We start from the raw sequence: 24,584 nt of genomic DNA, 5'->3' as shown, positions 1-24,584 counted from the left end.
GAGCGGAGATTCTAAGGGAGGCGCTCAGGGACGGGCCAGTGAATTGTTCCCGGCCGCACCCGCCGGCCGGACCATCTGCGCCGCCGCCAGCCGCCGGTACACCGGACTGGTGGTGAGCAGTTCCTCATGGCGTCCGCAGGCGGTGACCCGGCCCTCGTCCAGGACGACGATCCGGTCCGCGTGCTGAACGGTGGAGAGCCGGTGTGCGATGACGAGGACCGCGCACTCCCGGGTGATGTCCTTCAGCGCCGCGGTGAGCGCGGCCTCGTTGAGGGCGTCGAGGTGGGAGGTGGGTTCGTCGAGGAGCAGCAGCCTCGGGCGGGTGAGCAGGGCGCGGGCCAGGGCGACGCGCTGGCGCTCGCCGCCCGACAGGGTGGCGCCGTGTTCCCCGACGGCGCCGTGCAGTCCACCGGGCAGCCGCTCGGCCACCTGTTCGAGGCGGGCCAGCCCGAGGGCCCGGCGCACCTCGTCCTCCGTGGCGTCCGGGCGGCCGTAGACGATGTTGTCGCGGAGCGTGCCGCGCACGACGTGGCTGCTCTGGTCCACGATCGCGAGTCCGGCCCGGCTGGCGTCCCGGCCGAGGTCCGTGGCGGGGCACCCGTGGAAGCGGAGCCGGCCCGCGTCGGGTTCGTAGAACCGGGCGATCAGCGCGAACACGGTGCTCTTGCCCGCCCCGGAGAGCCCGACCAGAGCGACCTGCCGGTGCTGCGGCACCGTGAAGGAGACCCCGCGCAGCACCGGCCGCCCGGGCCGGTAGGCGAAGTGGACGTCCTCCAGCGCCAGGGCCGGTACGTGCGCGGATGCCTGCCGGACGGGCGGGGCCGCCGGGCCGGTGGGCTCGACGGGCAGGTTCAGGGTCTGCTCGATCCGCAGATGGGCGCCCATGCCCCGCTGGATCAGACCGGCCGCGCGGAACACCGAGGACAGGGGGACGACGAGGTAGGAGGCGTACAGCAGGAACGCGACCAGGTCGCCCACGGAGTGGCCGTGGCCGTGTGTGCGCAGGCCTCCCACGACGAGGACCAGGAGGAAGGAGCCCTGGACGGCGAGTTCGACGGCCGAGCTCATGACCGCGGCGTACTTCGCGGTCCGTACCCCGGCGGCGCAGGCGTCGTCGACGCGGGCGCCGATGCGGGCCGCCTCCCGCTGCTCCGCGCGGTACACCCGGACCATGGACAGCGCGCCCAGGGCGCGTTCCAGGTCGGCGGCGAGGGCGCCGACGGACGACTGCATGTGCTCAGAAGCGGTGCGGATGCCCCTGAGCAGCAGGGCGACCACGACCGCCGCGGTCACCACGGTCGCCATGACGAGCACCAGCAGCAGCGGGTCCAGCCACGCCATCAGGGCCAGCGCGCCGACGGCGACCATGGCCCCGGTGACCAGGTCCACCAGCGCCTGGGCGACCACGTCGCGCAGCAGGGTGGTGTCGGCGGTCACCCGTGCGATCAGGTCACCGCAGCGCTGTTCGTCGTACTCCCGCATCTCCAGGCGCAACAGCTGCCCCACCAGGGTGTGGCGCAGCTTCCGTACGACGCCTTCGCCCGTCCGCTCCAGCAGGAACCGGCCGGCGGAGCCGGTGGCGGCCTCGGCGGCGAACAGGGCGGTGAGCAGCAGCAGCGGCGGCCAGAGATGCTGCTGCCCGCCGCTCGCGTCCACCACCTGCTTGGCCAGCAGCGGCTGGGCGAGCCCCAGCGCGGACGCGACGAGGGCCAGCGTGGTGGCCAGGGCGATCGCCCCGCGGTGGCGGGCGGTGAGCCGGTAGACAGCGAGGACCGCGGCACGCGTGGACCGGTCGATGTCGTCCTCACCACGGGCGTCCTGCTCACCGGCCGTCGTCGCCGTCGTCATCGCCGTACCGGCCCGACGGCCATCAGACGGGCGAAGTAGTCGTCGGGTGCGTCCTCGCCGACCGGCAGGCCCTCCGCCTCGACCCAGGCGTGTGCGGTGAACGGCGGTACGACGCGGACGCCCGTGCACCAGGTCGGCCAGGTGCCGCCGAGACGGCACAGCAGGGCGGCCGCCAGGGAGCGGGGCAGGCAGCCCTTGGGCCCGGCGCAGCGCAGGCTCACCGCGCACACGGCGTCGCGGGCGCGCAGGGCCTGTGCCGCGGTCGCGGGGGCGGCGCCGCGGCGCAGCAGACCGAGGACCGCGCGGATGCGGCGCGGAGGCAGCAGCGAGAGGACGACGGCGGGTACGAGGACCGCGCGGGCGGCGAGCCGACGCCCGAGGGGAACCCCGTACGGCCGCTCCAGGGCACTGGGCGTGGTCATTCGGCCAGCCCGCCGGCGCGCAGCTGCTCCACCAGAGTGGTGACGTCGGCCCGTGCGCGGTCGGGGTCGACGTCGAACGCCTTCATGACCGCCGCCGTCGCGGCCGCCTCGTCACCGCCCGCCATGAGCGTGTCGACCACCAGGGTCGCGGTCGGGTTCAGCTCCCAGTACGTGCCGGAGCGCTGGTCGAGGAGGACGGTGCCGTAGTCGGTCTTCGCGGTGCAGATCTCGGCACCGAACCGCAATGCCATGACGGCTCTCCTTTGTCTGTCGGTCACTTCGGTACGTCCTGCCGCGCCCGGTCGAGCGCCCGCAGCCACACCTCGACCGAGATGGTCGAGTACAGGACGGCCTCCCGCAGGTGCCGGGTGGCGGGGCGCTCGGCCAGGCGGCGCAGCATCTCGCCGTCCACCAGCCCCAGCCGTTCCAGGTGGGAGTCGTCCCACAGCGCCTTCAGGTCGGCGCGGTGCTCGCGCAGCCCGTCGGCCGCGTCCCTCGCGGCGGTGGCCTTGTTGCTGCGGCGCAGGCACTCATCGGGCACGATGCCGCGCATGGCCGTGGTCAGGAGCGGCTTGTACCGCCAGGGTGAGACGCGTTCGTCGGGGCGGACGGCGAGGGCGGCCTCGATGACCCGGTCGTCGAGGAACGGCGAGGCCATGGGCAGCCCGCAGCGGGCCGCCATGTGGTCCCACTGCCGGATGATGCGGGTGCAGTTGCGGATCTGCTCCAGGTCGGCGTGGAGTCCCCGGTCGGGATGCAGGGGCCCGGTCCGCCGGGCGGCCGTGCGCAGTGCCGTACGGGCCGACTGCTCCGCCTCGGGGGTCACCCACTCGAACAGGCGCGGGCTCATGCCCCAGCCGAGGCCGGTGGCGACCGTCGGGGCCAGCGGGTCGCGCAGCCGGTGCTCCGCGTCCGCCAGCCAGGTGCCGTAGGACCGGGAGTCGGCCAGGGCGCCCAGCAGGGGGCCGAGCGGCCACTGCCACAGCGCCTTGAAGCCGCGCAGCTGCCGCAGCGCGAACAGCGGGCGGCGCCGGGCGAGCCGGTGGTAGTACGCCTCGGAGCACCAGGCGATGTGGTCGCCGCCGATGCCCGTCAGATGTACCCGGCTGCCCCGCTCGGCCATGGCGGGCAGGTGGTGCAGGACACGGGCGCGGTCCATGACGCCGATGGTGGGTTCGTCCAGGACGTCGTCGATGTCGAGCAGCCCGTCGTAGACGAGAGGTGAGGCCTCGGCGTCCCAGATAACGTGCTCGACGTCCGGCAGGGCGGCGGCGGCCCGCTTCGCCCAGTGCAGGTCGGTGTCGGCGGGGTCGCGTCCCGGCCAGGTGGAGGCGACGACGTGGGCCGGTGAGCGGTCGGCGAGGAAGCAGACGGAGGTGGAGTCGAGGCCGCCGGACAGGTCGCAGCTGACCGTGCCGCCGTGTCCGGTGCGGGCGCGGACGGCGTCGGCGAGGGCCTCGCGGACCAGGGGGGCGCCCGTGCTGAGCGGGACGACCGGTTCCGGGGGCGTCCACCACCGGGTGTGGCGTGCGCCGTGGCCGTCCGGCGCGAGGATCAGCGCCTCGTGCGGGGCGACGGCGGTGATCTGGGGCCACAGCGGTTCGTCGAGCAGGGGGTGCGGGACGGGCCAGAGCAGCCGTACGGCCAGGCGTTCCGGCGCCGGTTCAACGCCGAGCGCGGCGGCCAGGACGTCCGCCCGGGTCGCGGCCACTCGGGTGCCGTGCACCGGGGCGTGGAAGACCAGCCGGAGTCCGGAGGCCGTGCCCTGCACCCGGATCCGTCCGTCGAGGGCGGCGACGAGGTGGCAGCTGCCGGGCAGCGAACGGGCCCACGCGTCCAGGGCGGCGAGGTCGCGAAGGGAGCGGGCGACCCGTTCCAGTTCCGTGCCGTCGACGGGGACACAGCCGACGAGGGCGACGGCGGCGGGGCCGACACGGGCGCTGACGATCTCCTGGTCGTGCCAGTGGCCCACGAGCCAGGGCCGGCCCGAGGCGTGATCGAGGGTGCGGGTGCCGGGGCGGGCGAAGGAGCGGGCCACGGCGGCCGCGTCCGCGCGGTCGGCGAAGACCGCGAAGTGCGCGTCGCCGTGGCCCGTCCCCGCACTTGCGTGCAGATCAGTCATGACGTCAGGTCAGAGACCTTCCCTCGTCGTCCTGTTCAGTTCTTGCTCAGGATGAGCCGGTCGTTGCCGTGCCGCTGCAGGAGCCCGGTCTCCTTACGGAAGGAGCCCAGTCGGACGAGGGTTGGTGCTTCGTAGGCCTTCTTCATGACCTGTTCTCCTTACAGGTTGTCCTTCCGCCCCCCGAGGGCGGCCTGTCTCCAGCTAGCCGGGGAGCGGGACGGTCCGACAAGATGAAGGAGAACAGTCGGATTGTCTGAATATCCTGTCCGTTCAGGGTTTGTTCGAGCGCTGAACGAGGGTCTGGCCGGCGGCCGCCCGCGCTCCGCAGATGCCGGTGGCGTGTGCCGGAGGAACGTTTCCACGTGGATCGGGCACGACCCGCAGGCCCGGACCGGAACGGGCCCGGGAGGAGGTCGCGAGGCGTTCACGCGGGCGCACACCGGGTCCGGGCCGCGAATCGGAATGTGGACCCCTAGGGGGCGAAGCCGCCCGGCGTAGGGGGAGAGCTCCCTCCAGGGAGGTACGCGAAGAGCGGGGAGATTGGCTCCGCAGATCGATGCCGATCACGCCGCGCGAGAGCGACCATGAGGGCATGAGCGCAGCAACCATCCATCCAGTCCCCGTCCGCCCGCCGACCGGCGCCACAGCCGTGGACGGCCCGCACCATCACCCCCTCGGCAACGCCCTGCGCGCCATCAAGGTGTTCGCCGAGGCCGCGTTCGGCGTGGTCATCCTCGGCGAGTACGGCGAGGAAACGGGCATACACCGCAAGTAACCGCATAGGGTCGCGTCCGTGGCCCAACAGACGGCGCGAAACGGCTACCGCCGCTTCTCCCGGCTGTCTCCCTGCCCGTCTCCCTGACCCCTGCCGATCTCACCGATCAGCTTGTCGCACCACTGGGTGTGGCGCGTCCCGCTCCTCGCGGGCGCGATCTGCACCTGCCTTGGTGGCACCAGCCACCGGCGTCGCCGTGCCCCCTGCTGGGGCCGGCGCTGAGCGCGGCGGCGGCGCTGCGGGCGGTTCAGCCGGCGCTGTCCTCGGCCAGGATCTCGTCCGCGTCCACGATCCGGTAGGCGTAGCCCTGTTCGGCCAGGAAGCGCTGGCGGTGGGCGGCGAAGTCCTGGTCGATGGTGTCGCGGGCGACGACCGAGTAGAAGTGCGCCTGGTGACCGTCGGCCTTCGGGCGCAGGACCCGGCCGAGTCGCTGGGCCTCCTCCTGGCGGGAGCCGAAGGTGCCGGACACCTGGATGGCGACGGTGGCCTCGGGCAGGTCGATGGAGAAGTTCGCGACCTTGGAGACGACCAGCACGCTGATCTCACCCTCGCGGAAGGCGTCGAAGAGCTTCTCGCGCTGGGCGTTGGAGGTCTCGCCCTTGATGACGGGAGCGTTCAAGTGCTCGCCCAGTTCGTCCAGTTGGTCGATGTACTGGCCGATGACGAGGGTCTGCCGGCCGGCGAACCGGCGGACGATCGCCTCCGTCACCTTCCGCTTGGTGTCGGTGGTGGCACAGAAGCGGTACTTCTCCTCCGTCTCGGCCGTCGCGTACGCCAGCCGCTCGGAGTCCGTCAGATTCACCCGGACCTCGACGCAGTCGGCCGGCGCGATGTACCCCTGCGCCTCGATCTCCTTCCACGGCGCGTCGAACCGCTTCGGCCCGATCAGCGAGAACACATCCGACTCGCGGCCGTCCTCGCGCACGAGGGTGGCCGTCAGACCCAGCCGCCGCCGCGCCTGCAGATCGGCGGTGAACTTGAAGACAGGAGCCGGCAGCAGATGCACCTCGTCGTAGACGATCAGCCCCCAGTCCCGGGAGTCGAACAGCTCCAGGTGCGGATAGACACCCTTCCGCTTGGTCGTCAGCACCTGGTAGGTGGCGATGGTGACCGGCCGGATCTCCTTGCGTGTCCCGCTGTACTCACCGATCTCGTCCTCGGTCAGCGAGGTCCGCTTCACCAGTTCGTGCTTCCACTGCCGCGCGGAGACGGTGTTGGTGACCAGGATGAGCGTGGTCGACTTGGCCTGCGCCATGGCCCCGGCACCGACCAGTGTCTTCCCGGCGCCGCACGGCAGGACCACGACCCCGCTGCCGCCGTGCCAGAAGTTCTCCACGGCCTGCTTCTGGTACGGCCGCAGCGCCCAGCCGTCCTCCAGCAGCTCGATCGGATGCGCCTCACCGTCGACGTACCCGGCGAGGTCTTCGGCCGGCCAGCCCAGCTTCAGCAGCACCTGCTTGATCTGCCCGCGCTCGGAGGGGTGCACGACGACGGTGTCCGGGTCGAGCCGCGCCCCCACCAGCGGGGCGATCCGCCTGGACTTCAGCACCTCCTCCAGCACCGGCCGGTCGGTGGTGGTCAGCACCAGGCCGTGCGCGGGGTGCTTGCTGAGCGTGAGCCGCCCGTAGCGGTCCATCGTCTCGGCGATGTCCACGAGCAGCGCGTGCGGCACCGGATACCGGCTGTACTGCACCAGCGCGTCCACGACCTGCTCGGCGTCATGCCCGGCGGCGCGCGCGTTCCACAGCCCGAGCGGGGTGACCCGATAGGTGTGGATGTGCTCGGGCGCCCGCTCCAGCTCGGCGAACGGCGCGATGGCCCGACGGCAGTCGTCGGCCCGCTCGTGGTCGACTTCCAGGAGCAGGGTTTTGTCGGACTGGACGATCAGTGGACCATTCACGCGCGGTACACCCTTTCCGTACGGCCAAACGTCCAGTGTGCCCTATGGGCCGATGATCAGGGTCAGTCCTCCGCGAGCTCCGCCACCCCCGTGATCCGGTGCAGCGGATAGGTGCGCACCTCGTCCGCCGTGTGGTCGTACGCCGTGACGAAGCCGCCCTCGACGCGGACCGGGGCGATGACGCGCTGGCTGGCGGTGCCCTCGGCGTTGACGTAGCCGATCCAGAGGGAGTCGCCGGTCAGGACGGCGGCCTGCATGGTGGCGAGGGTCTCGGCGGAGGACGTACGGGGCAGTTCGCCGCCCGCGAGAGGAGTTGCCGCTCCGGTCGGCTTGCGGGGGGTGGTGGCGGCCAGGTCACCCGCCCGGATCGCGCGGATCGCCGCCGCGAGGAGCGTGGTGTCGGGCGCCGGCGGCCCGTCCGGGACCGGCGCGGGGGCGGTGCGCGGTGGGGTGCGGTGGGCGTGGGCGCGGGCGATCAGGACGTCACCCTCGGCGGACTCGGCGGCCGGTGCGTAGCCCATCGCGCGCAGGCCCTCCAGCAGCGTCGCCGGATCGGACTGGGCGGCCAGCACGGTCGGGGCGAGGCGGCGCAGCCGCAGGGCCGCGGCGCGCCGGTCGGCCAGGATCTCGTTCAGCATGGTGTCGTCGTCGCAGCGTACGTACGCCGAGGCCGCACCGACCCGCAGATGGCCGTGTTTGCGGGCCACGTCGTCGATCAGATAGGCGAGCGGCTGCGGTACCGGGGTGCGGGAGTGCTCGGCGAGGAAGGCGTGCAGATCGGTGGCGCTGCGGCCGGCGTCCAGGGCACGCCGCACCGAGGCCGGGGTGAACCGGTACACGGTCGCGCCGCCCTTGGACTCGACGTCCGCGAGCACGCCCAGCACGTCGGCGAGCGGACGCCGCAGCGGCCCGGGCGCCACCGCCGTCAGGTCGGCCTGGAGCAGCACGTGGTCCAGCGGTTCGGGCAGGAGCGGCGCGAGGAGGCGGGCGGCGGCGGCCGTCGCCACGGACTGTTCGGCGGGGGAGAGCGGGGCGGGGGCGGCCGTTGGCCGGTGGTGATGGTGGACGGGCAGCTTGTCACCGGGCCCGGCGGAGCCGGCCGGCGTGGTCGGCCTGGTCGAGCGGGCGGAGACGCGGGTACCGGCGGACGTGCGGGCGGCCGTGGTGGCGAGGGAGCCGGAGGCGTCGGGTGATACGACGGTGCCGGAGGACGGACCCGAGGCCGCAGGGCCGGCACCCGGGGCACCCGAGGTGGCACGCCAGTCCGTCGTCGCCGGGGCACCCAGCAGTGCGCGGCCGTGGGCCGACAGGGCGCCGCGCCCGGTGAAGCCCAGCAGTTCGGCCTCGGACAGGGTCCAGCGGGCCAGCCGGGAGCGCAGGTCCTCCTCGCCGTCCGGCCGCTGGGGTCCGCGCAGCGGCCGTTCCCAGCGCAGCCGGGCCAGCACCGACTCGGGGTCCGGGGCCGCGCCCGCCGGGAGACCGGCCAGCAGGGTCAGCACCCGGTGCCGTACCTCGGGCGCGGCCGAGCGGTCCAGACCCGGCCCGAGCGCGGCGAGCGTGCGGTCCTTCGCGTCCCGCCCGCCGACCAGCCCCGGCGTCCGGGTGGCCGCCAGCCAGGCCTCGGCGAGACGGGCCCAGCGCTCGGCGGCGGGCCGCTCCAGCCACTCGTCGTAGGCGGGCGTGGCCGCGTACCGCTCGTCGGCCTCGCCGTCGGAGGCGACCAGGCCCGCCGCGTACGCCAGCTCCACCCAGAACGCGGCGACCGGCTCGGACACGTCCAGTGCGACGGCGGTCCGCTTCAGATCGCGGACGCTCAGGCCGCCGGCCCGCAGCACGGCCGGGCCGCCCTCGTCCCAGTCCTTCAGCAGCTCCTCGACCGTCGCGAGGGCGGTGTACGCCTGTCCGGCCGCCGTCGCGTCCACCACCTGCGGACCGTGGGTCGCGGCCGGCTCCACGGCGGGCGGCAGCGGCTCCGGCGCGCGGTGGGCGCGGCCCTCCCGCAGATGCAGGGCCACCTCGCGGGGCAGTACGACCGTGCCGGGCGCGGTCGGCAGCAGCAGACCGCGGTCGAGCAGCCAGCGCAGATGCGCGGCCGGATCCGGGGTGACCTGCCCGTACGGCGGCCCCCACACCAGCCGCGACAGCACCTCGCGGGACGCCTCCGGAGCGCCGGCGAGCAGCTTGCCCATCTTCTTCCGGTCGGCGAACAGTGTGGTGAGCGCGGCCACGGCGGACACCGAGTCGTGTGTCGAGGGCAGCCCGGCCGCCGTGACGATCTCCTGGATCCGGCCTGGCGACATGCCCGAGGTGGCCTCCTGCACGGTCGGCCCGAGCCCGGTCGGGGAGGGGTGCTGCGGTGAGGGCGCAAGCACCTCGCGGGCGGTCCGCACCAGCCGCAGCCGCTCGTCGTCGCCCCACACCAGCGCCTGCTCGCGCAGGGTGGCGAGAGCGTGCGGCAGCGCGGCGGCGACCGCGTCGTCCGCGCCGTACCCCGCCATCAGCCCGAGCAGCGTGTCGTACGACGCCGGGTCCGGGGCCACGGCCAGTGCCTCCGCCGTCTGCAGCGCGAACCGGTCCAGCCGCTCCAGCGCGCGCAGCACCGAGGCGCGGGTACCGGCGCGGGTGGCCAGCTGGGTGAGGTCGGTCGGTACGGGCGTGATGAGGTCGGGGCGGCTGCGCAGCAGCGCGGCCAGGGAGACGTCGTCCCGCGCGCGGAGCGCCTCCGCGAGGGAACGAGGGGCTGGGTGGGCCGCTGGGCTCATCTGACCCACGGTAGCGGTTGCCGGTGTCGAGGGGGGGCTCCCCCGGTCCCGGCGGCGGGCTCGGCGAAGCGACTCTGCGCTACCGTCCTCACGGGGTCTCATCGCCGTCACCCCGGAGGGGTTCCGTTGGGGATCGAGAGCGACCAGGTCGTCTACGAGTACCTGAGCCGTGTCGGAGACATCGCTCAGCAGCGACAGCTGCCGTCGGGCACGCGGATGCGGCTCGTGTCGGAGCTGCGCAACGAGATCGACCGGCACCGGGCCAGGGCGACCGTCGACAGCCCCGCCGCGGTCCGCCGCATCCTGGACAGCCTGGGCACCCCGGACGACGTCGTCGCGGCGGCGGGCGGCACGGCCGGTGTGTCCGGCGGGTCGAGCGGGCCCGGCGGATTCGGTGCCGGGCGGGTCGTGCAGCCGCCCGGCACCGTGCCCGTACAGCCCGCGCCGGGCGCGCGGAAGCGCGAGCCTGCGGACGGGGACCGGGGCGGGGAACGGCGCAGGGGCCTGCGCCGGGTCGTCCCCCGGCCGCGCCCGGCCGAACCCGGGCCCTCCGCCCCGCGCCACGCGCCGTCACCGCCGCACCTGGCCCCCGCGCACGAACTCGGGGACAGCGCTATGCAGCCCGACTGGTGGCGGATGAGGGGCAGCGGGCCGGCCGCCGAGACCGACTCCGTGCCGGGGTTCGTCGGCGGTGTGGAGATCCCGGAGCTGCTCAAACGGCCACCGGAGCCGACGGAGGCGACGACGGCGCCGGCCGGGCCGGCCGCCCCGGGCACCGTGGCGCCGGCACCGGAGGCCACCGAGGCCGAGGCCGTCCCGCGCCGCCGCCTGCTCCCGCGCCCTGCGGCCGGCTGGACCAACCCCCTCCTGCTGCTGGCCGCCGCCGCGCTGGTCGCCGGTGCGGTGCTCGGGAACTGGTTCGCCCTGATCCTGGGCTGGGCGATCGCCTACGGCTCCCGGCGGCTGACCCCCGCGGAGACCAAGTGGGCCGTGATGGTGCTGCCGGGCGCGGCGGTCGCGGCCGGGTTGGTGTGGCTGTGGGGCAGGGACAACGGACGCTGGGGCGAGCCGATCGCGCGGGGCCACATGAACGACGCGATCGCCGGGACGTGGCCGTGGGTGGTGAGAGGCGCCGCGGTGGCGTCGGCGCTGTACCTGGTGTGGCGCTCCCAGCGGAGACGGTGAGGAGCGCCCCGAAGGGGCGCGGGGAACTGCGCGAGCAACCACGACGGACCCGCATCCGGCAATGGCCAGGTTCCCCTACGGCGCCACCCGTCCGGCCCGAACCGCCGGAGGCACCCGCTGACACAATGCCCCGTATGACTTTCACCGTCGGCTTCGACCTCGACATGACGCTCATCGACTCCCGGCCGGGCATCCGCGCGTGCTACCTGGCGTTGGCCGAGCGGACCGGGACGTACATCGACGCCGATCTGGCGGTGACCCGGCTCGGCCCGCCGCTCGTGGAGGAGCTGAGTAACTGGTTCCCCAGGGACCAGGTCAGTGTCATGGTCGACCTGTACCGGGAGATGTACCCGTCGATCGCCATCGCCGCGACGCCCGCCATGGAGGGCGCCGCGGAGGCCATGGAGCGGGTGCGCGCGGCCGGTGGCCGGACGCTCGTGGTCACGGCGAAGTACGAGCCCAACGCCAAGCTGCACCTGTCCCACCTCGGCATCGAGCCGGACGTGGTCGTGGGTGACCTGTGGGCCGAGCAGAAGGCGGAGGCGCTGCGCGAGTACGGCGCGGGCGTGTACGTCGGCGACCATGTCGGAGACGTGCGCGGGGCCCGTACGGCGGGAGCGGTGGCGGTCGGCGTGGCGACCGGGCCCTGTTCCGCCGACGAGCTGCTCGCCGCCGGGGCGGACGTCGTCCTCGACGACCTGTCCGTGTTCCCCCCGTGGCTGGCCGGCTACTGCGGCGCGGATCCGGAGCGGGAGGCGCCGCGCGTCTGACGCCGGGCGGCGGCCACCGACCGCAGGACGCCCGCACCGGCGACGAGGAAACCGACCGCCATGAGCATGCTCAGTCCGAACATGTAGGTGGGGAAAGGCTTCGCGCCGAGGAACAGCGGTGCCACCGTGACCAGAGTGGCCACGGCGCCGACGAAGAAGACGATCGCCCCGGCGCGGATCAGCCCGTCACCGGGCGCGGCGGAATTCGTTTGGGTTTTGTCACGCACCGGACCAGGGTAGTTCCCAGCGCGAGAGAACAACCGGGGGACGTCTTGTCACCCGCCCCGAGACCATTAGCCTTGGTAGCGGCGGGTCATGGTCGACCCGCTCTACTGCTATCCAGAGCACTTTCGAAGCAGTGGCAGCAGTTTCCCCAACGAGTACGAGGACGAGGACAGACGGTGCCGACCGGGCGTGTCAAATGGTTCAACAGCGAGAAGGGCTTCGGCTTTCTCTCCCGCGACGACGGCGGTGACGTCTTCGTCCATTCCTCGGTTCTCCCCGCCGGAGTCGATGCACTCAAGCCGGGACAGCGCGTGGAGTTCGGCGTCGTCGCCGGTCAGCGCGGTGACCAGGCGCTGTCGGTGACCGTGCTGGATCCGACGCCGTCGGTCGCCGCCGCCCAGCGCAAGAAGCCCGACGAGCTGGCCTCGATCGTGCAGGATTTGACGACCCTCCTCGAGAACATCACGCCGATGCTGGAGAAGGGCCGTTATCCGGACAAGGCCTCCGGCAAGAAGATCGCCGGCCTGCTGCGGGCGGTCGCCGACCAGTTGGACGTCTGAGCCGGCGCAGAACAAGACCCGGCTTACGGGAACGCAAGCGCATCCGGGCCGAGGGGCGGCACCAGCCCCTCGGCCGCCGCACGTGTGAGCAGGCCGCGAATCGCGGCGTAGCCGTCCTCGCCGAGGTCGGCGGTGAACTCGTTCACGTACAGCCCGATGTGCTGGTCCGCCACGGCCGGGTCCATCTCCTGGGCATGGGCCATGACGTACGGCCGGGACGCCTCGGGGTCGTCCCAGGCGGCCCGTACGGAGGTACGGATGGAGTCGGCCAGTCGCGTCAGCGCCTCCGCGCCCAGCGAGCGCTTCGCGATGATCGCGCCGAGCGGGATCGGCAGCCCGGTGGTCCGCTCCCAGTGCCGGCCCATGTCGGCGAGCTTGTGCAGGCCGTAGTTCTGGTAGGTGAACCGGGCCTCGTGGATGACCAGACCGGCGTCCACCTTGCCGTCCCGCACGGCCGGCATGATCTCGTGGAACGGCATGACGACGATCTCACCGACCCCCTCGGCCGCGAGCGTGTCCGCCGCCCACAGGCGGAACAGCAGGTACGCCGTCGACTTCTCGCTGGGCACCGCGACCGTACCGCCCGTCAGGTCGACGTCCGGCTCCCGCGTGAGCACCAGCGGCCCGCAGCCCCGCCCCAGCGCCCCGCCGCACGGCAGCAGCGCGTACGCGCCGAGGACGTACGGCAGCACGGCGTACGACACCTTGAGCACGTCGAACTCGCCGCGCTCGGCCATACCGTTGGTGAGGTCGATGTCGGCGAAGGTCACGTCCAGCGCGGGGGCGCCGGGGACACGGCCGTGGGCGAGGGCGTCGAAGACGAAGGTGTCGTTGGGGCAGGGCGAGTACGCGATCTGCAAGGGCTCAGCGGTCATACCGTTTCCAACTCTCCAGTGCGGGCGCCGACTTCCCGAACGCCTCGGTGAGGGCGGTGAGGGCGTCGCCGATGCGCCAGGCGGCGCGGTCGCGCGGGCCGACCGGGTTGGAGACCGCGCGCAGTTCCAGCACCGGTACCCCGTGCGCGGCGGCCGCCTCCGCCACCCCGAAGCCCTCCATGCCCTCGGCGAGCGCCTCGGGGTGCCGGGCGCGCAGGGCGGCGGCGCGGGCGGCGGTGCCGGTGACGGTGGAGACGGTGAGGACGGTGCCGGTGAGGGCGCCGGTCGACTCGGACACGGCGCGGACGGCGGAGTGCGGCGGGCGGTGGGTGACGGTCCCGAAGCCCAGCTCGGTGACCGGAAGGAAGCCGTCGGCGGTCTCGGCGCCCAGGTCGGCCACGGTGATCGCGTCAGCGACGACGAGCGAGCCGACGGGCGCCCCGGGCGCGAAGCCGCCGCCGATCCCGGCCGAGACGACCAGGTCGTACGGAGCGCCCGCGAGGGCGGCGGCGGTCAGGGCGGCGGCGGTGGACGCGGCGGCGAGGGCCGGACCGACCCCGGCGGCGAGCAGGTCCCAGCCGGCGGCGGTACGGCACAGGAGGGCGCCGGGGAGCCGTACCCCGGTCACGGCCCCGGGGAACGCCTGTGCCACCGCGTCCCGCTCGACCGGGACCGCGGTGGCCACGAGGACCCGTACGGAAGCCGTGATCAGGCCTTCTTCAGCTTGAACGACCACATGCCCAGGTTGGAGGTCTTGCCCATCCGGATGGTGACCGTGTTGGTGTCGCCCTGGGTGCCGTACTGCTGGTTGAAGAACGCGCTGCCCGGGATGGTGCGGTAGGTCTTCTTGCTGACGTCGGTGAACTGCTGGCCGTTGACCAGGATGACCCAGCCGGCGTCCGCGATCTTCGGGTCGACGCCGAAGCGGACGGTCTCGTCCTGGTCGACCTTGATCGACTCGGCCTTCTCGACGTTCTTGACGCACTGCGTCAGCGACTTGGTGTCCAGCGCCTTGCCGTCGTTGTAGCAGGTGGCCTCGGAGTTGACCGAGTCCTTGCCGACGGTGACCGTCGAGACGGGCGACGGCTTGTCGCAGGCCGACAGGGCGAGCAGTCCGGCGGATACGGCGCCGACAACGGCGACGGCGCGGCGGCGTCGCACAGCGCGTTGAACATCAGCGGCTTCGCCGCGGGGCAGCGTGGTCATGGCCGAAGGCTATCGGGCGCCCTGAGCCCTCCGCCCACGCGGGGTGCGACGTGCCCGGTTCGTTACGCCAGCCGGTCCTGCGGACCGGACATCGTGTCCGGTTCGTTATGCCGGGCAGGTGCCTGGGGGGATCAGGCGACGCGGGGCCGTGGGCGGCCGCCGTGCCGGGCCGAGGCGAGCAGCCCCTTCAGCGTGGTCAGCCAGCCGACGGCGACGAACACCGCGCCGATCAGCAGGCCGACGGACCCGTTGAGCGGCAGCACGATGCCGACGGCGCCCCCGAACACCCACGCCATCTGCAGCAGCGTCTCGGAGCGGGCGAACGCCGAGGTGCGCACCAGCTCCGGCACGTCCCGCTGGATCAGCGCGTCCAGGGCCAGCTTGGCCAGCGCCTGGGCGAACCCGGCGACAGCGGCGAGGCAGGCCACCAGGAACGCCCCGAAGAACAGTCCGGCCACGATCGCCGTGCCCAGCACCACCGCGACCACGGCCACGATGATGACCTCCGGCGCACGGGACTTCAGCCAGGCCCCGACGGCCGTGCCCAGCGCGTTGCCCGCACCGGCGGCCACCCCGACGATCCCCAGCGAGACCGCCGCGCTCTCGCCGGTCAGCGGATGCTCGCGCAGCAGGAAGGCGAGGAAGAAGATCAGGAAGCCGGACAGACAGCGCAGGGCGGCATTGGCGCCGAGCGCGTGCGTGACGGCGGGACCCACGGTCCGCAGCCCCGGCCGTTTCACCTGCTCCTTCCTGCGCTGCGGCCCGTACAGATGCTGCTCGTCGGCCGCGAGCAGTGCCACGTCCTCGCCCTTGGCCGAGTCCACCGCGGGCGGCAGCGAGAACGACAGGAACGTTCCCCCGACGAAGATCACGAAGGCGCCGTAGAGCGGCCAGGGATCTCCGGCCCTGTGCAGCCCCGCCGCGATCGGGGCGGCGACACCGGTGGCCAGCAGCCCGGCGAGGGTGACCCGCGAATTGGCCTTCACCAGCGAGAACCGGGGCGGCAGCAGCCGCGGTACGACCGCACTGCGCACCACCCCGTACGCCTTCGACGCGACCAGCACGCCCAGCGCCGCGGGATACAGCTCCAGGCTGCCGCTCGCCACCGCCCCCGAGATGACCAGCGCGAGCAGCGCACGGGCCAGCATGGCCCCGGCCATCGCGGCGCGCCGCCCGTGCGGCAGCCGGTCGAGGAGCGGCCCGATGACCGGGGCGAGGACGGTGAAGGGCGCCATCGTGATGGCGAGGTACAGCGCGACCCGCCCCCGCGCCTCGGCGGTCGGCACGGAGAAGAACACGGTGGAGGCGAGCGCCACGGTGACCATGACGTCCCCGGCGCCGTTCACCGCGTGCAGCTCGATCAGCTTGCCCAGCCCCGACTCGCCCGCGCCGTGGGCGTGCGTGGCCCTGCGGATGCCCCGCGCGGCACCGGTGACCGGCAAGTGCAGGGCACGCCCGACAGAGCGGACGGCGCCACCGACCCGGCTCGCGCCGCCACCCCGAACACCACGCCTGTCCGCGGTCGCCACGTGCTTCATAGTGCCCCGAGAAGGCGGCGGATAGTGCGGTACGGCGCGCACGGCGGCCAACCCTGCCGCTGATCCGGCGACTTCCGGGCGCGACGGCACCGGGGGGACGGCCGGGCGGCAGGGGGTGGGCGGGCAGGAAAACCTGCCGCGTAGCGGCGACCGATCCTGTTCGGTGTAGCGTGCGTATCTCAGCCATAACGCAGAATGGATGGCAGAGGTGCGCCCGAGCGCGCGGATGCAGACGTCGATGCGGTCCCCCGGTCCGCTCCGTCGGCAGGCCCGCCTTCAGGCAGCCGCACTCGACGAGACGGCGTAGGAGAGAAGCGATACCTGTGAGCGCAGCGACCACGCGAAGCCGCACCCCCGACCGCTTGTGCGCCGAGGCCGTCGACCTCGCCCGCGGTGCCGCCGAGGAGGCCGCCGCGCCCGGCGTGGTCGGCGAGCACGCCGGCCTGGTGTCCGAGGGCGACCGTGTGGTCACGCACTTCTTCGAGTGCAAGGAACTGGGTTACCGCGGCTGGCGCTGGGCGGTGACCGTGGCCCGCGCCTCCCGCGCCAAGATCGTCACGCTCGACGAGGTGGTCCTCCTCCCCGGCCCCGACGCCCTGCTCGCCCCCGAGTGGGTCCCCTGGAGCGAGCGCCTGCGTCCCGGCGACCTCGGCCCCGGCGACCTGCTCCCCACCGACCAGGACGACCTGCGCCTGGAGCCGGGCTACACGGGCGAGGACGAGCCGCTGCCGAGCGCGGCGGTGTCCGAGAAGATGGCGGAGCTGGCGGAGGCCGAGGACGCCGAGGTCACGCCGGGCACCCCCGCCGTCCAGCCGACGACCCCCTTCCGGGGCTCGATCGCGGCGGTGGCCGAGGAACTGGGCATGCGCCGAGCCCGGGTCCTTTCGCGCTACGGCCTGCATGTCGCGGCCGACCGCTGGGAGGAGTCGTACGGCCCGAAGACCGCGATGGCCCAGGCGGCCCCGGCCACCTGTGTGAGCTGCGGCTTCCTGACCCCCATCGGCGGTTCCCTCGGCCAGGCCTTCGGCGTCTGCGCCAACGAGTTCTCCCCCGCCGACGGCCGCGTGGTCTCCCTCGCCTACGGCTGCGGCGGCCACTCGGAGGCCGCGGTCATGCCCAGGCCGCCGCAGCCGGCTCCGCCGGTCATCGACGAGACGAGGGTCGACCCCTTCCCGCTGCGCCCCGCCCGCGACTCGGGCTCGGTCCCGGAGACGGGCGACGAGGAGACGGCGGAACTGGGTCACTCGTAGCGGGACGGTCGCGCTCGGGCCGCCCGCTTCTTGGCCACCAGTCAGGTGAAACAGGGTCCTCCAAAGGAGGCGCTCTGCGCCGTTTTCCAGGCCCGCTCGGAACCCGCTCCTTGATCATCGCCGCGTCGGCGCTCGGCCGGCACCGAGGCGAGGAGTGGTCCGATGGCGGGTCGGAGTGTGTCCCAGAAGCGGTCGAACCGGCGGCGCGGCAGGTGGGCCGCGGTCTGTGCGGGGCTCGCCCTCGCGCTGGGCGTGGGGCAGGGGACGGCAGTTGCGGCGGGCGCCCCCGCGCCCCCGGTACCGCGGGGGAAGATCCTCTCCGCCCCGGCGGCGCTGGCCGGGGGCATCGTCCACCCGGACGCGCCGCCTGCCGGTGCCGACGACTGGAACTGCAAGCCCTCGCACGAGCATCCGCGTCCGGTCGTCCTGCTGCACGGGACCTTCGCGAACGCCTATGACGACTGGGGCCTGATGTCCCCGTACCTGAAGCAGCTCGGCTACTGCGTCTTCGCGCCCAACTACGGGGCGCCGCCCGGTTCTCCGGTCAAGGCCACCGCACACATCCCGGACTCCGCCCGGCAGATCGCCGACTACGTCGACCGCGTACTGAAGGCCACCGGCGCCCACCAGGTCGACCTGGTCGGACACTCCCAGGGCGGCGGTGTGACGCCCCGCTGGTATCTGCGGTTCGACGGCGGCACGGACCCCGCGCACCCGGAGCGGAACAAGGTGCACAGCCTCATCGGCCTGGCGCCGTCCAACCACGGCACGACCGCCTCCGGCCTCGGCACCCTGACGACCAGGCTGGGGCTCAACCCGACCGTGTCCGCCGTCGTCGGGCAGGCGTACGCGGACCAGATGGTCGGCTCCGAGGTGAACACGGAGCTGGACCGGGGCGGGGACACACAGCCGGGGGTCGGCTACACCGTCATCGCCACCAAGCTCGACGAGGTCGTCACCCCTTACACGCAGCAGTTCCTGACCGCGGGACCGGGCGCGACCGTCAAGAACATCACGATCCAGGACATCTGCCCCCGGGACCTCTCCGAGCACGTCTCGATCGCGTACGACTCCAACGCCGCGCAGCTCGTGCGCAACGCCCTGGACCCCGCCCACGCCCAGCCCGTCGGCTGCGGCCTGACCCTTCCGGTACTCGGCGGCTGACCGAGCCTGCCGCCCGGCCGCCCGGTATCGGGCGGCCGGGGGCACAACCAGCCGCCATGCCACCCAAGTTGGTGCATTTCACTCTCGTGAGTGAGTTTGCCTCGCGGGAGGGAGGGGTGGGGCTTGGTGGGGTTCTTTATCCCTTGAGTGCCTTGGGAAAAGACCGCCCCCGACACCGGAGCACGGATCCCCGGGTTCCGGCGCGAAACGGACTTCCGCCCACACCGTCTTGCGCGGCGGCAGCCCCGGCGCGACACCCCATTTGTCGGCCAGCGCCTCCACGAGGAGGAGACCTCGGCCGGAGCCGGCGTCGGGAGCGGGATGCGTGGGCTGGGGGAGGCGGTCACCGCGCGTGTCCGTCACCTCGATACGGAGGGTGTCGCCGACGGCGTACAGCGTCAGACGGAAGTCCCGGCCCGCGACCCGGCCGTGGGTAACCGCGTTGGCGGCGAGTTCGGCGACGATCAGCTCCGCCGGGTCCAACGGAATTCCCCAGGAGCGGAGTTGTTCCGTGGCGAGCAACCGGGCGAGGCGGGCGCCCCGAGGTGTGGGGGACAGCTGGGCGGTGAAGTTCGGGACGGGGGTGGAGATTCTCTCGTTCACGTCACTCAGAGTGGCTGCGCCTGCTACCTGTGAATAGTGACGACGCGGTTGCGTACGGTCACTGTCCTGGTGTTGCCCGGTGATGTCCGGGCTGTCGAGGAAGGGGGCGCGGAGTGAGCGAGGAAGAGGAGCCGGGGTGGGAGGTCGACCCGGATGACGCGTGGGGCGTGGCCGTCATCGCCATGGTGGGACGGCAGTTGAAGCTGAGGCGCGAGGCGGTCGGGATGCGGGCCGCCGACTTCGGCAGGGCCATGGGCTACAGCGAGGACATGGTCTACAAGCTGGAGTCCGGCAAGCGGATCCCGAGGCTGGAGTACCTCGACAAGGCGGACACGGTGTTGAAGGCGGGCGGATTGATCGCCGCGATGAAGGAGGACGTGGAGAAGGTCCGGTATCCGAAGAAGGTTCGGGCTTTGGCGGAGGTGGAGGCCAAGGCGGTGGAGATTCAGTTGTACGACCCGCTGAACATCCATGGTCTGCTCCAGACGCCGGAGTACGCGCGTGCGCTTCTCGTCATGCGGCGCCCTGCTTACACAGAGGCTGAAGTCGAGCGGTTCTTCGCTGCTCGGATGGCCCGCAAGTCGGTCTTCGAACGGGACCCGGCACCCGAAGTCGGTTTCGTCCTTGAGGAGTGGACACTACGGCGCCCGCTCGGAGGCCGGACGCAGCTCCGACGCCAGCTCGAACACCTACTGGCAGTAGCGCAGTTGCGGAACGTCGAGCTTCAGGTGATGCCCATGGACCGTGAAGAGCACGCGGGGCTGGCCGGTGGCATCGAGGTGCTGAAGTTCGCCGACGGATCGGCGGTGGGGCGCTCGCCTGCCGTGGCTAACGGACGTACGGTCGAGGAGCCGAAACACCTCCGTATCCTTGAGCTGCGGTATGGCATCATCCGGGCTCAGGCGCTCACTCCCCGTGAGTCGACGTCCTTCATCGAGGAACTGCTGGGGGCAACATGATCCGCTGGTTCAAGAGCAGCTACAGCAGCAGCAGTGAAGGCGACTCCTGCGTCGAAGTGGCCCTGGACCGGAACACGACCCTCACCACCACCATCCACATCCGCGACTCCAAGCAGACCGACGGCCCTCAGCTCACCGTCACCCCCGCCACCTGGACCGACTTCCTGGGCTACGCCGCCGGACGCTGAACGGTCCGCCGCGCTGTACCTTCTCCTCAGCCGATGAGGAGAGTGAACGTGAGCAGCAAGTACGTGCGGCCGGCGGCCGAGGGGGCCGATCCGTTCGGGACGGCCCGGCTGCGCCGTGGTGTTCTCGACGCCTGGGCCACCAGCCCCGCCCGCTTCCGCGAGGACGCCAACGCCGAGGAGGATCTCGTCCTGGGCGGCTACCGGGACCGCCTCGTGGTCGAGCTGGCGCAGAACGCCGCCGACGCCGCCGCCCGTGCGCGCACCCCCGGCCGGCTGCGGCTCACGCTCCGGGACGGGGTCCTCGTCGCCGCCAACACCGGTGCCCCGCTGGACGCGGCCGGCGTCGAGTCGCTGTCCACGCTGCGCGCCTCGGCGAAGCGGGACGCCGATGTCACCCAGGGTGCCGTCGGCCGGTTCGGGGTCGGGTTCGCCGCCGTGCTGTCGGTGACCGATGAGCCCGCGATCGTCGGACGGCACGGCGGGGTCCGGTGGTCCCTGGCCGAGGCGCGCGAGCTGGCCGGTGACATCGCCCGGCACAGTCCGGGGCTCGGGGACGAAGTCCGGCGCCGTGACGGACACGTACCGCTGCTCCGGCTGCCCTTCGCCGCCGAGGGCACCGCCCCGGAGCCGTACGACACCGCCGTGATCCTGCCCCTGCGGGACGCGGCCGCCGCCGATCTCACCGAGCGGCTGCTGAACGCCGTCGACGACGCCCTGCTCCTCGCCCTGCCGGGGCTGGAGGAGCTGGTGATCGAGGTCAACGGTGATCAGCCGCGCACGCTGAGGCGGCGTACCGAGGGCGCCGTCACTGTCGTGGAGGACTCGCGGGAGGGCACCACGCGGTGGCGTACCGCTGCCGCCCATGGGCCGCTCACCCCCGATCTGCTCGCCGACCGGCCCGTGGAGGAGCGGCTGCGGCCCCACTGGTCGGTGACCTGGGCCGTGCCCGAGGACGCGGCCGGCCGTCCGGTGCCTCCTCGGACGACCGCCGTCGTGCACGCGCCCACCCCCAGCGACGAGCCTCTCGGCGTCCCCGCCCTCCTCATCGCCTCCTTCCCCCTCGACACCACCCGCCGGCACACCGCGCCCGGCCCGCTCACCGACTTCCTGGTGCAGCGCGCGGCCGACGTCTACACCGAACTGCTCGCCGACTGGCGGCCGGTGACGGACGGGATCATCGACCTCGTGCCCGGACCGCTCGGCAAGGGCGCGCTGGACGGGGCGCTCCGGCAGGCCGTCCTGGAGCGGCTGCCCCGCACGGAGTTCCTTCCGCCCGCCCACCCGGCCTTCCTGCCGCCCGACGCGGGGGCCAAGGAGGAGGGCGACGAGCTTCCGGAGTCGCTGCGGCCCCGCGACGCGGAGATCGTGGAAGGGGGCGGGGCGGACACCGTGCGGGTGCTCGCCGAGGTGCTGCCCACGCTGCTGCCCGCCGGACTTGAGCGGCGGGTCGAGCTGCGCACCCTCGGCGTCGCCCGGCTGCCGCTCGCCGACGCCATCGACCGGCTCGCCGGGCTGGAGAAGGACCCCGACTGGTGGTGGCGGCTCTACGAGAGCCTCGCCGGGGTCGACCCCGATCGGCTGTCCGGGCTGCCGGTGCCGTTGGCGGACGGCCGGACCACGATCGGGCCCCGGCAGGTGCTGCTGCCCACCCCGGACGGCGCCCGGATCGACGCGGACGTCCTCGGGCGGCTCGGGCTGAAGGTCGCCCACGAGGACGCCGTGCACCCGCTGCTGGAGAAGCTGGGCGCGCTGCCCGCCACTCCGCGCGCGGTGCTCACCACCCCGCAGGTGCGGGCCGCCGTCGCCGCCTCGCTGGACGACGAGGGCGGTATCGGGGGCTGGGAAGAGGACGCTCCGGATGCCGAGGAGCTGGCCGACACCGTGCTCGGGCTGGTGCGCGACGCGGGCCTGGAGCCCGGGGACGAGCCCTGGCTGGGTGCGCTGGCCCTGCCCGACGAGGACGGGGAGCTCGCCCCCGCCGGTGAACTCGTCTACCCCGGCAGCCCGTTCGCCCAGGTGATCCGCGCGGGCGAACTGGCCGCCGTGGACCGTGACCTGGCCGGGAAGTGGGGCGAGCAACCGCTGACCGCCTGTGGGGTGCTCGCGAACTTCGCGCTGGTCCGCGCCGCCGACGTCGTCCTCGACCCGGACGAACTGGAGCCCCGGGAGAGCGACTTCGCCGAGCCCGACGACGCCGGGCTGCTGGACGCCGTCGACGTGTGGTGTGAGGACATCCTCGACCGCTTCCCGGACAGCCCGGTGCCCCCGGTCGCCACCGAGCTGGTCGCCGTACGCGATCTGGACCTGGTGGACGACGAGCACTGGCCCCAGGCCCTCGCGCTGCTCGCCCAGCCGCCGCTGCGGGACGCCCTCACCCAGCCGGTCCGCATCCTGCTGCACGACGGCACGCACGAAACCGTACGGCCGTACACCGCGTGGTGGCTGCGCGGGCACCCCGTGCTGGACGGCCGTCGCCCGGGCGGTCTGCTCGCGGCCGGCGGGGATCCGCTGCTGCGCGGGCTGTACGACGAGGCCGACGCCACCGGGTTCGAGGACGAGCAGGTGCTGCGGGCACTGGGGGTGCGCACGTCCGTGGCGGCCCTGCTGGACGAGCCCGGCGGCGCCGCCGAGCTGCTGGACCGGCTGGCCGACCCGCAGCGGCCGGTCACCCCGGCCCAACTGCACGGGCTGTACGGGGCGTTGGCGGAGCTGGATCCGGAGCAGGTGACCCTGCCGGACGACCTGCGGGCGGTGACCGACGGGCGCGTGGAGGTGGTGGACGCCACCGAGGCCGTCGTGGTCGACTCGCCGGACCTGCTGCCCTTCACCTCCGGGGTGCCGCTGCTGCCGGTCCGCCCGGCCCGGGCCGCGGAGCTGGCGGAGCTGTTCCAGGTGCGGCGGCTCAGCGAGTCCGTCACCGGCGAGGTGCACTCCGAGGGCACCGAGCACGAGGTGCCGGCGCCGGTACGGGTGCTGCTCGGGGGGCGTACGCCGCGCACGTACGTCGAGCACGGGGAACTGGTCGTGGACGGCGTGGAGATCGACTGGCGGCTCACCGACGACGGGGTGCTGCACGCGGCCACGCTGGAGGGCGTCGCGGCGGGCCTGGCCTGGGCGGCGGGACAGTGGCCGCGGCGCTTCGAGGTGGCGGCCCTGCTGGAGGACCCGTCCCGGACGGAGGAACTGGCCAGGGACCGCTGGTTCGACTGACCATCCGGCTGACCACCGGGATTCCCGGCCACAGGAATTCGCCGTAGTAAACATCCCGTCATGGGAGCGCAATCCGGTCACAAAATCTGGCCGGATTGCGCTCTTGCCGTACAACCAGTCGCTTGGGTCGCGGATCTGATCGCGTGAGTCAACCGACTCCCCGATCACTTCTCCCTCCAGGGGAACGCACATGCGCATACGTGCCACCGTGGCCGCCGTCTCCGGCGCCCTGGCCCTCACCGCCCTCGCAGTCCCGGCCGCGCAGGCCGTCACCGACTCGGGCACGCCGTACACCCTGAACGTCAGCTTCTCGAACGTCACGATCGCCAAGGCGATCAAGGTCGGCAGCACCAACGAGGTCAGTGCGACGTACTCGTACACGCTGACCCACGGCTCGGACGTGGACGTCACCGCGAGCGACTTCTACTCGGACGCCTTCCTCTACCACGGCACCTACAGCGACTCGTCCCCCGAGCTGTACGGCGACAACCCGGCGAAGTGCACCGTCACCTCGTCCACCACCGCCACCTGCACGGGCACGGTCGACATCTACCCGAGCGACGCCGACCCGAAGATCGCGGACGCCGGTACCTGGAGCGTGGCCGCCGAGGCCGTCGCCTTCAACGGCCAGGACCAGCAGAACCCCGACATGAGCAAGGTCGGCTACAAGGACCAGAGCGGCCTGGGCACCACCCTGGTGCAGCGCTACTCGAAGCTGACGACCACCGTCAGCTCGACGTCCGTCTACAAGGGCAAGACCTTCACGGCGTCCGGCAAGCTCTCCCGCGCCGACTGGGACGACAACCTGTACCACGGCTACGCCAACCAGCCGGTCAAGCTCCAGTTCCGCAAGGCGGGCACGAGCACGTACACCACCGTCAAGACGGTGTACACCGACTCCTACGGCAACCTGAAGTCGTCCGCGACCGCGAACGACAGCGGCTACTGGCGTTACAGCTTCGCCGGCACCTCGACGACTCCGGCGGTCAGCGCCACGGGTGTGTACGTCGGCGTGAAGTAAC

At 73.0% G+C, this 24,584-nt stretch carries 23 protein-coding genes and 1 pseudogene; 11 read left to right on the top strand and 13 right to left on the bottom strand.

What is annotated here, in order from left to right; genetic code table 11:
* Window positions 1-24: 24 nt before the first annotated feature.
* Genes ABZ624_RS07750 through ABZ624_RS07730 form a run of 5 tightly spaced genes read right to left on the bottom strand, consistent with a single transcriptional unit; the run spans window position 25 to window position 4,538 of the window.
* Window positions 25-1,848: an ABC transporter ATP-binding protein gene (locus ABZ624_RS07750; protein ID WP_360083708.1), complete on the bottom strand. Its 1,824-nt coding sequence runs from the start codon at window positions 1,846-1,848 to the stop codon at window positions 25-27.
* On the bottom strand, window positions 1,845-2,270 hold the full coding sequence (locus ABZ624_RS07745) for a lasso peptide biosynthesis B2 protein (RefSeq protein WP_360083706.1): 426 nt from the start codon (window positions 2,268-2,270) through the stop codon (window positions 1,845-1,847). Before ABZ624_RS07745 ends, ABZ624_RS07750 begins: the two co-directional genes overlap by 4 nt.
* Window positions 2,267-2,521, bottom strand: a complete 255-nt coding sequence (locus tag ABZ624_RS07740; RefSeq protein ID WP_360083704.1) for a lasso peptide biosynthesis PqqD family chaperone — start codon at window positions 2,519-2,521, stop codon at window positions 2,267-2,269. Before ABZ624_RS07740 ends, ABZ624_RS07745 begins: the two co-directional genes overlap by 4 nt.
* A 23-nt stretch (window positions 2,522-2,544) precedes the next feature.
* On the bottom strand, window positions 2,545-4,392 hold the full coding sequence (locus ABZ624_RS07735) for a lasso peptide isopeptide bond-forming cyclase (protein ID WP_360083702.1): 1,848 nt from the start codon (window positions 4,390-4,392) through the stop codon (window positions 2,545-2,547).
* A 35-nt stretch (window positions 4,393-4,427) separates the two neighbouring features.
* Window positions 4,428-4,538: a keywimysin-related RiPP gene (locus ABZ624_RS07730; protein ID WP_228624525.1), complete on the bottom strand. Its 111-nt coding sequence runs from the start codon at window positions 4,536-4,538 to the stop codon at window positions 4,428-4,430.
* A 446-nt stretch (window positions 4,539-4,984) separates the two neighbouring features.
* On the opposite strand from ABZ624_RS07730, the gene ABZ624_RS07725 reads away from it, so the two are divergent.
* Together ABZ624_RS07725 and ABZ624_RS07720 are read left to right on the top strand one after the other, a co-directional pair.
* Window positions 4,985-5,167 carry a hypothetical protein gene (locus ABZ624_RS07725; protein WP_360083700.1) on the top strand — a complete coding sequence of 61 codons (183 nt, stop codon included), beginning with the start codon at window positions 4,985-4,987 and terminating at the stop codon, window positions 5,165-5,167.
* Between the two features lie 90 nt (window positions 5,168-5,257).
* A pseudogene (locus ABZ624_RS07720) lies at window positions 5,258-5,466 on the top strand (transferase); the annotation flags it as partial.
* On the opposite strand, the gene ABZ624_RS07715 reads toward ABZ624_RS07720, so the two are convergent.
* Both ABZ624_RS07715 and ABZ624_RS07710 read right to left on the bottom strand, forming a co-directional pair.
* On the bottom strand, window positions 5,415-7,067 hold the full coding sequence (locus ABZ624_RS07715; RefSeq protein WP_360083698.1) for a DNA repair helicase XPB: 1,653 nt from the start codon (window positions 7,065-7,067) through the stop codon (window positions 5,415-5,417). The pseudogene ABZ624_RS07720 and the gene ABZ624_RS07715 sit on opposite strands and share 52 nt — an antisense overlap.
* Window positions 7,068-7,129: 62 nt before the next feature.
* Entirely contained in the window at window positions 7,130-9,829 is a 2,700-nt protein-coding gene (locus ABZ624_RS07710) for a helicase-associated domain-containing protein (RefSeq protein ID WP_360083696.1), read from the bottom strand.
* A 126-nt stretch (window positions 9,830-9,955) separates the two neighbouring features.
* Between ABZ624_RS07710 and ABZ624_RS07705 the strand changes: the two genes are divergently transcribed.
* Complete coding sequence (locus tag ABZ624_RS07705; RefSeq protein ID WP_360083694.1) at window positions 9,956-11,014, top strand: hypothetical protein; 1,059 nt, start codon at window positions 9,956-9,958, stop codon at window positions 11,012-11,014.
* 125 nt (window positions 11,015-11,139) lie between these two features.
* Window positions 11,140-11,784 (top strand): HAD family hydrolase, encoded by a 645-nt coding sequence (locus ABZ624_RS07700; protein ID WP_360083692.1) that lies wholly within the window; start codon window positions 11,140-11,142, stop codon window positions 11,782-11,784.
* On the opposite strand, the gene ABZ624_RS07695 is transcribed toward ABZ624_RS07700, so the two are convergent.
* A complete protein-coding gene (locus ABZ624_RS07695; protein ID WP_360083690.1) occupies window positions 11,742-12,011 on the bottom strand; it encodes a hypothetical protein in 270 nt (89 codons plus the stop codon). The two genes, ABZ624_RS07700 and ABZ624_RS07695, sit on opposite strands and share 43 nt — an antisense overlap.
* Window positions 12,012-12,185: 174 nt before the next feature.
* On the opposite strand from ABZ624_RS07695, the gene ABZ624_RS07690 reads away from it, so the two are divergent.
* Window positions 12,186-12,569 carry a cold-shock protein gene (locus tag ABZ624_RS07690; protein ID WP_351239550.1) on the top strand — a complete coding sequence of 128 codons (384 nt, stop codon included), beginning with the start codon at window positions 12,186-12,188 and terminating at the stop codon, window positions 12,567-12,569.
* A 23-nt stretch (window positions 12,570-12,592) separates the two neighbouring features.
* On the opposite strand, the gene ABZ624_RS07685 is transcribed toward ABZ624_RS07690, so the two are convergent.
* The 4 genes from ABZ624_RS07685 to ABZ624_RS07670 all read right to left on the bottom strand — a co-directional run bounded on the left by ABZ624_RS07685 (window position 12,593) and on the right by ABZ624_RS07670 (window position 16,179).
* Window positions 12,593-13,444, bottom strand: a complete 852-nt coding sequence (locus ABZ624_RS07685) for a 1,4-dihydroxy-6-naphthoate synthase (protein ID WP_360083688.1) — start codon at window positions 13,442-13,444, stop codon at window positions 12,593-12,595.
* Complete coding sequence (locus ABZ624_RS07680) at window positions 13,434-14,180, bottom strand: futalosine hydrolase (protein WP_360083686.1); 747 nt, start codon at window positions 14,178-14,180, stop codon at window positions 13,434-13,436. The genes ABZ624_RS07685 and ABZ624_RS07680 overlap by 11 nt, the downstream gene beginning before the upstream one ends.
* Window positions 14,153-14,650: a DUF2771 domain-containing protein gene (locus ABZ624_RS07675; protein WP_360083684.1), complete on the bottom strand. Its 498-nt coding sequence runs from the start codon at window positions 14,648-14,650 to the stop codon at window positions 14,153-14,155. The genes ABZ624_RS07680 and ABZ624_RS07675 overlap by 28 nt, the downstream gene beginning before the upstream one ends.
* A gap of 131 nt (window positions 14,651-14,781) precedes the next feature.
* Window positions 14,782-16,179, bottom strand: a complete 1,398-nt coding sequence (locus ABZ624_RS07670; RefSeq protein WP_360083682.1) for an MFS transporter — start codon at window positions 16,177-16,179, stop codon at window positions 14,782-14,784.
* A 332-nt stretch (window positions 16,180-16,511) separates the two neighbouring features.
* On the opposite strand from ABZ624_RS07670, the gene ABZ624_RS07665 reads away from it, so the two are divergent.
* Both ABZ624_RS07665 and ABZ624_RS07660 read left to right on the top strand, forming a co-directional pair.
* Window positions 16,512-17,438, top strand: coding sequence for a DUF3027 domain-containing protein (locus tag ABZ624_RS07665; RefSeq protein WP_360083680.1), 927 nt, complete (start codon window positions 16,512-16,514; stop codon window positions 17,436-17,438).
* A 162-nt stretch (window positions 17,439-17,600) separates the two neighbouring features.
* On the top strand, window positions 17,601-18,602 hold the full coding sequence (locus ABZ624_RS07660) for an alpha/beta fold hydrolase (RefSeq protein WP_360083678.1): 1,002 nt from the start codon (window positions 17,601-17,603) through the stop codon (window positions 18,600-18,602).
* A gap of 78 nt (window positions 18,603-18,680) precedes the next feature.
* Here ABZ624_RS07660 and ABZ624_RS07655 read toward each other — a convergent pair whose 3' ends face one another.
* Window positions 18,681-19,205 (bottom strand): ATP-binding protein, encoded by a 525-nt coding sequence (locus tag ABZ624_RS07655; protein WP_360083677.1) that lies wholly within the window; start codon window positions 19,203-19,205, stop codon window positions 18,681-18,683.
* A gap of 113 nt (window positions 19,206-19,318) precedes the next feature.
* Between ABZ624_RS07655 and ABZ624_RS07650 the strand changes: the two genes are divergently transcribed.
* The 4 genes from ABZ624_RS07650 (at window position 19,319) to ABZ624_RS07635 (ending at window position 24,583) form a co-directional block, all read left to right on the top strand.
* A complete protein-coding gene (locus ABZ624_RS07650; protein WP_360083675.1) occupies window positions 19,319-20,164 on the top strand; it encodes a helix-turn-helix transcriptional regulator in 846 nt (281 codons plus the stop codon).
* Window positions 20,161-20,352 (top strand): DUF397 domain-containing protein, encoded by a 192-nt coding sequence (locus tag ABZ624_RS07645; protein WP_360083673.1) that lies wholly within the window; start codon window positions 20,161-20,163, stop codon window positions 20,350-20,352. Before ABZ624_RS07650 ends, ABZ624_RS07645 begins: the two co-directional genes overlap by 4 nt.
* 33 nt (window positions 20,353-20,385) lie before the next feature.
* Window positions 20,386-23,562: a molecular chaperone Hsp90 gene (locus ABZ624_RS07640; RefSeq protein ID WP_360083672.1), complete on the top strand. Its 3,177-nt coding sequence runs from the start codon at window positions 20,386-20,388 to the stop codon at window positions 23,560-23,562.
* Between the two features lie 190 nt (window positions 23,563-23,752).
* The gene (locus ABZ624_RS07635; RefSeq protein ID WP_360083670.1) at window positions 23,753-24,583 is read left to right on the top strand and encodes a hypothetical protein; all 831 of its coding nucleotides are present in this window, start codon (window positions 23,753-23,755) and stop codon (window positions 24,581-24,583) included.
* Window position 24,584: the final 1 nt, after the last annotated feature.

The sequence above is a fragment of the Streptomyces sp. NPDC007205 genome (assembly GCF_040634095.1).
GTDB lineage: Bacteria > Actinomycetota > Actinomycetes > Streptomycetales > Streptomycetaceae > Streptomyces.
Note: the sequence above shows the minus strand (reverse complement) of the source record. Positions and strands in the feature narration are given on the sequence as shown.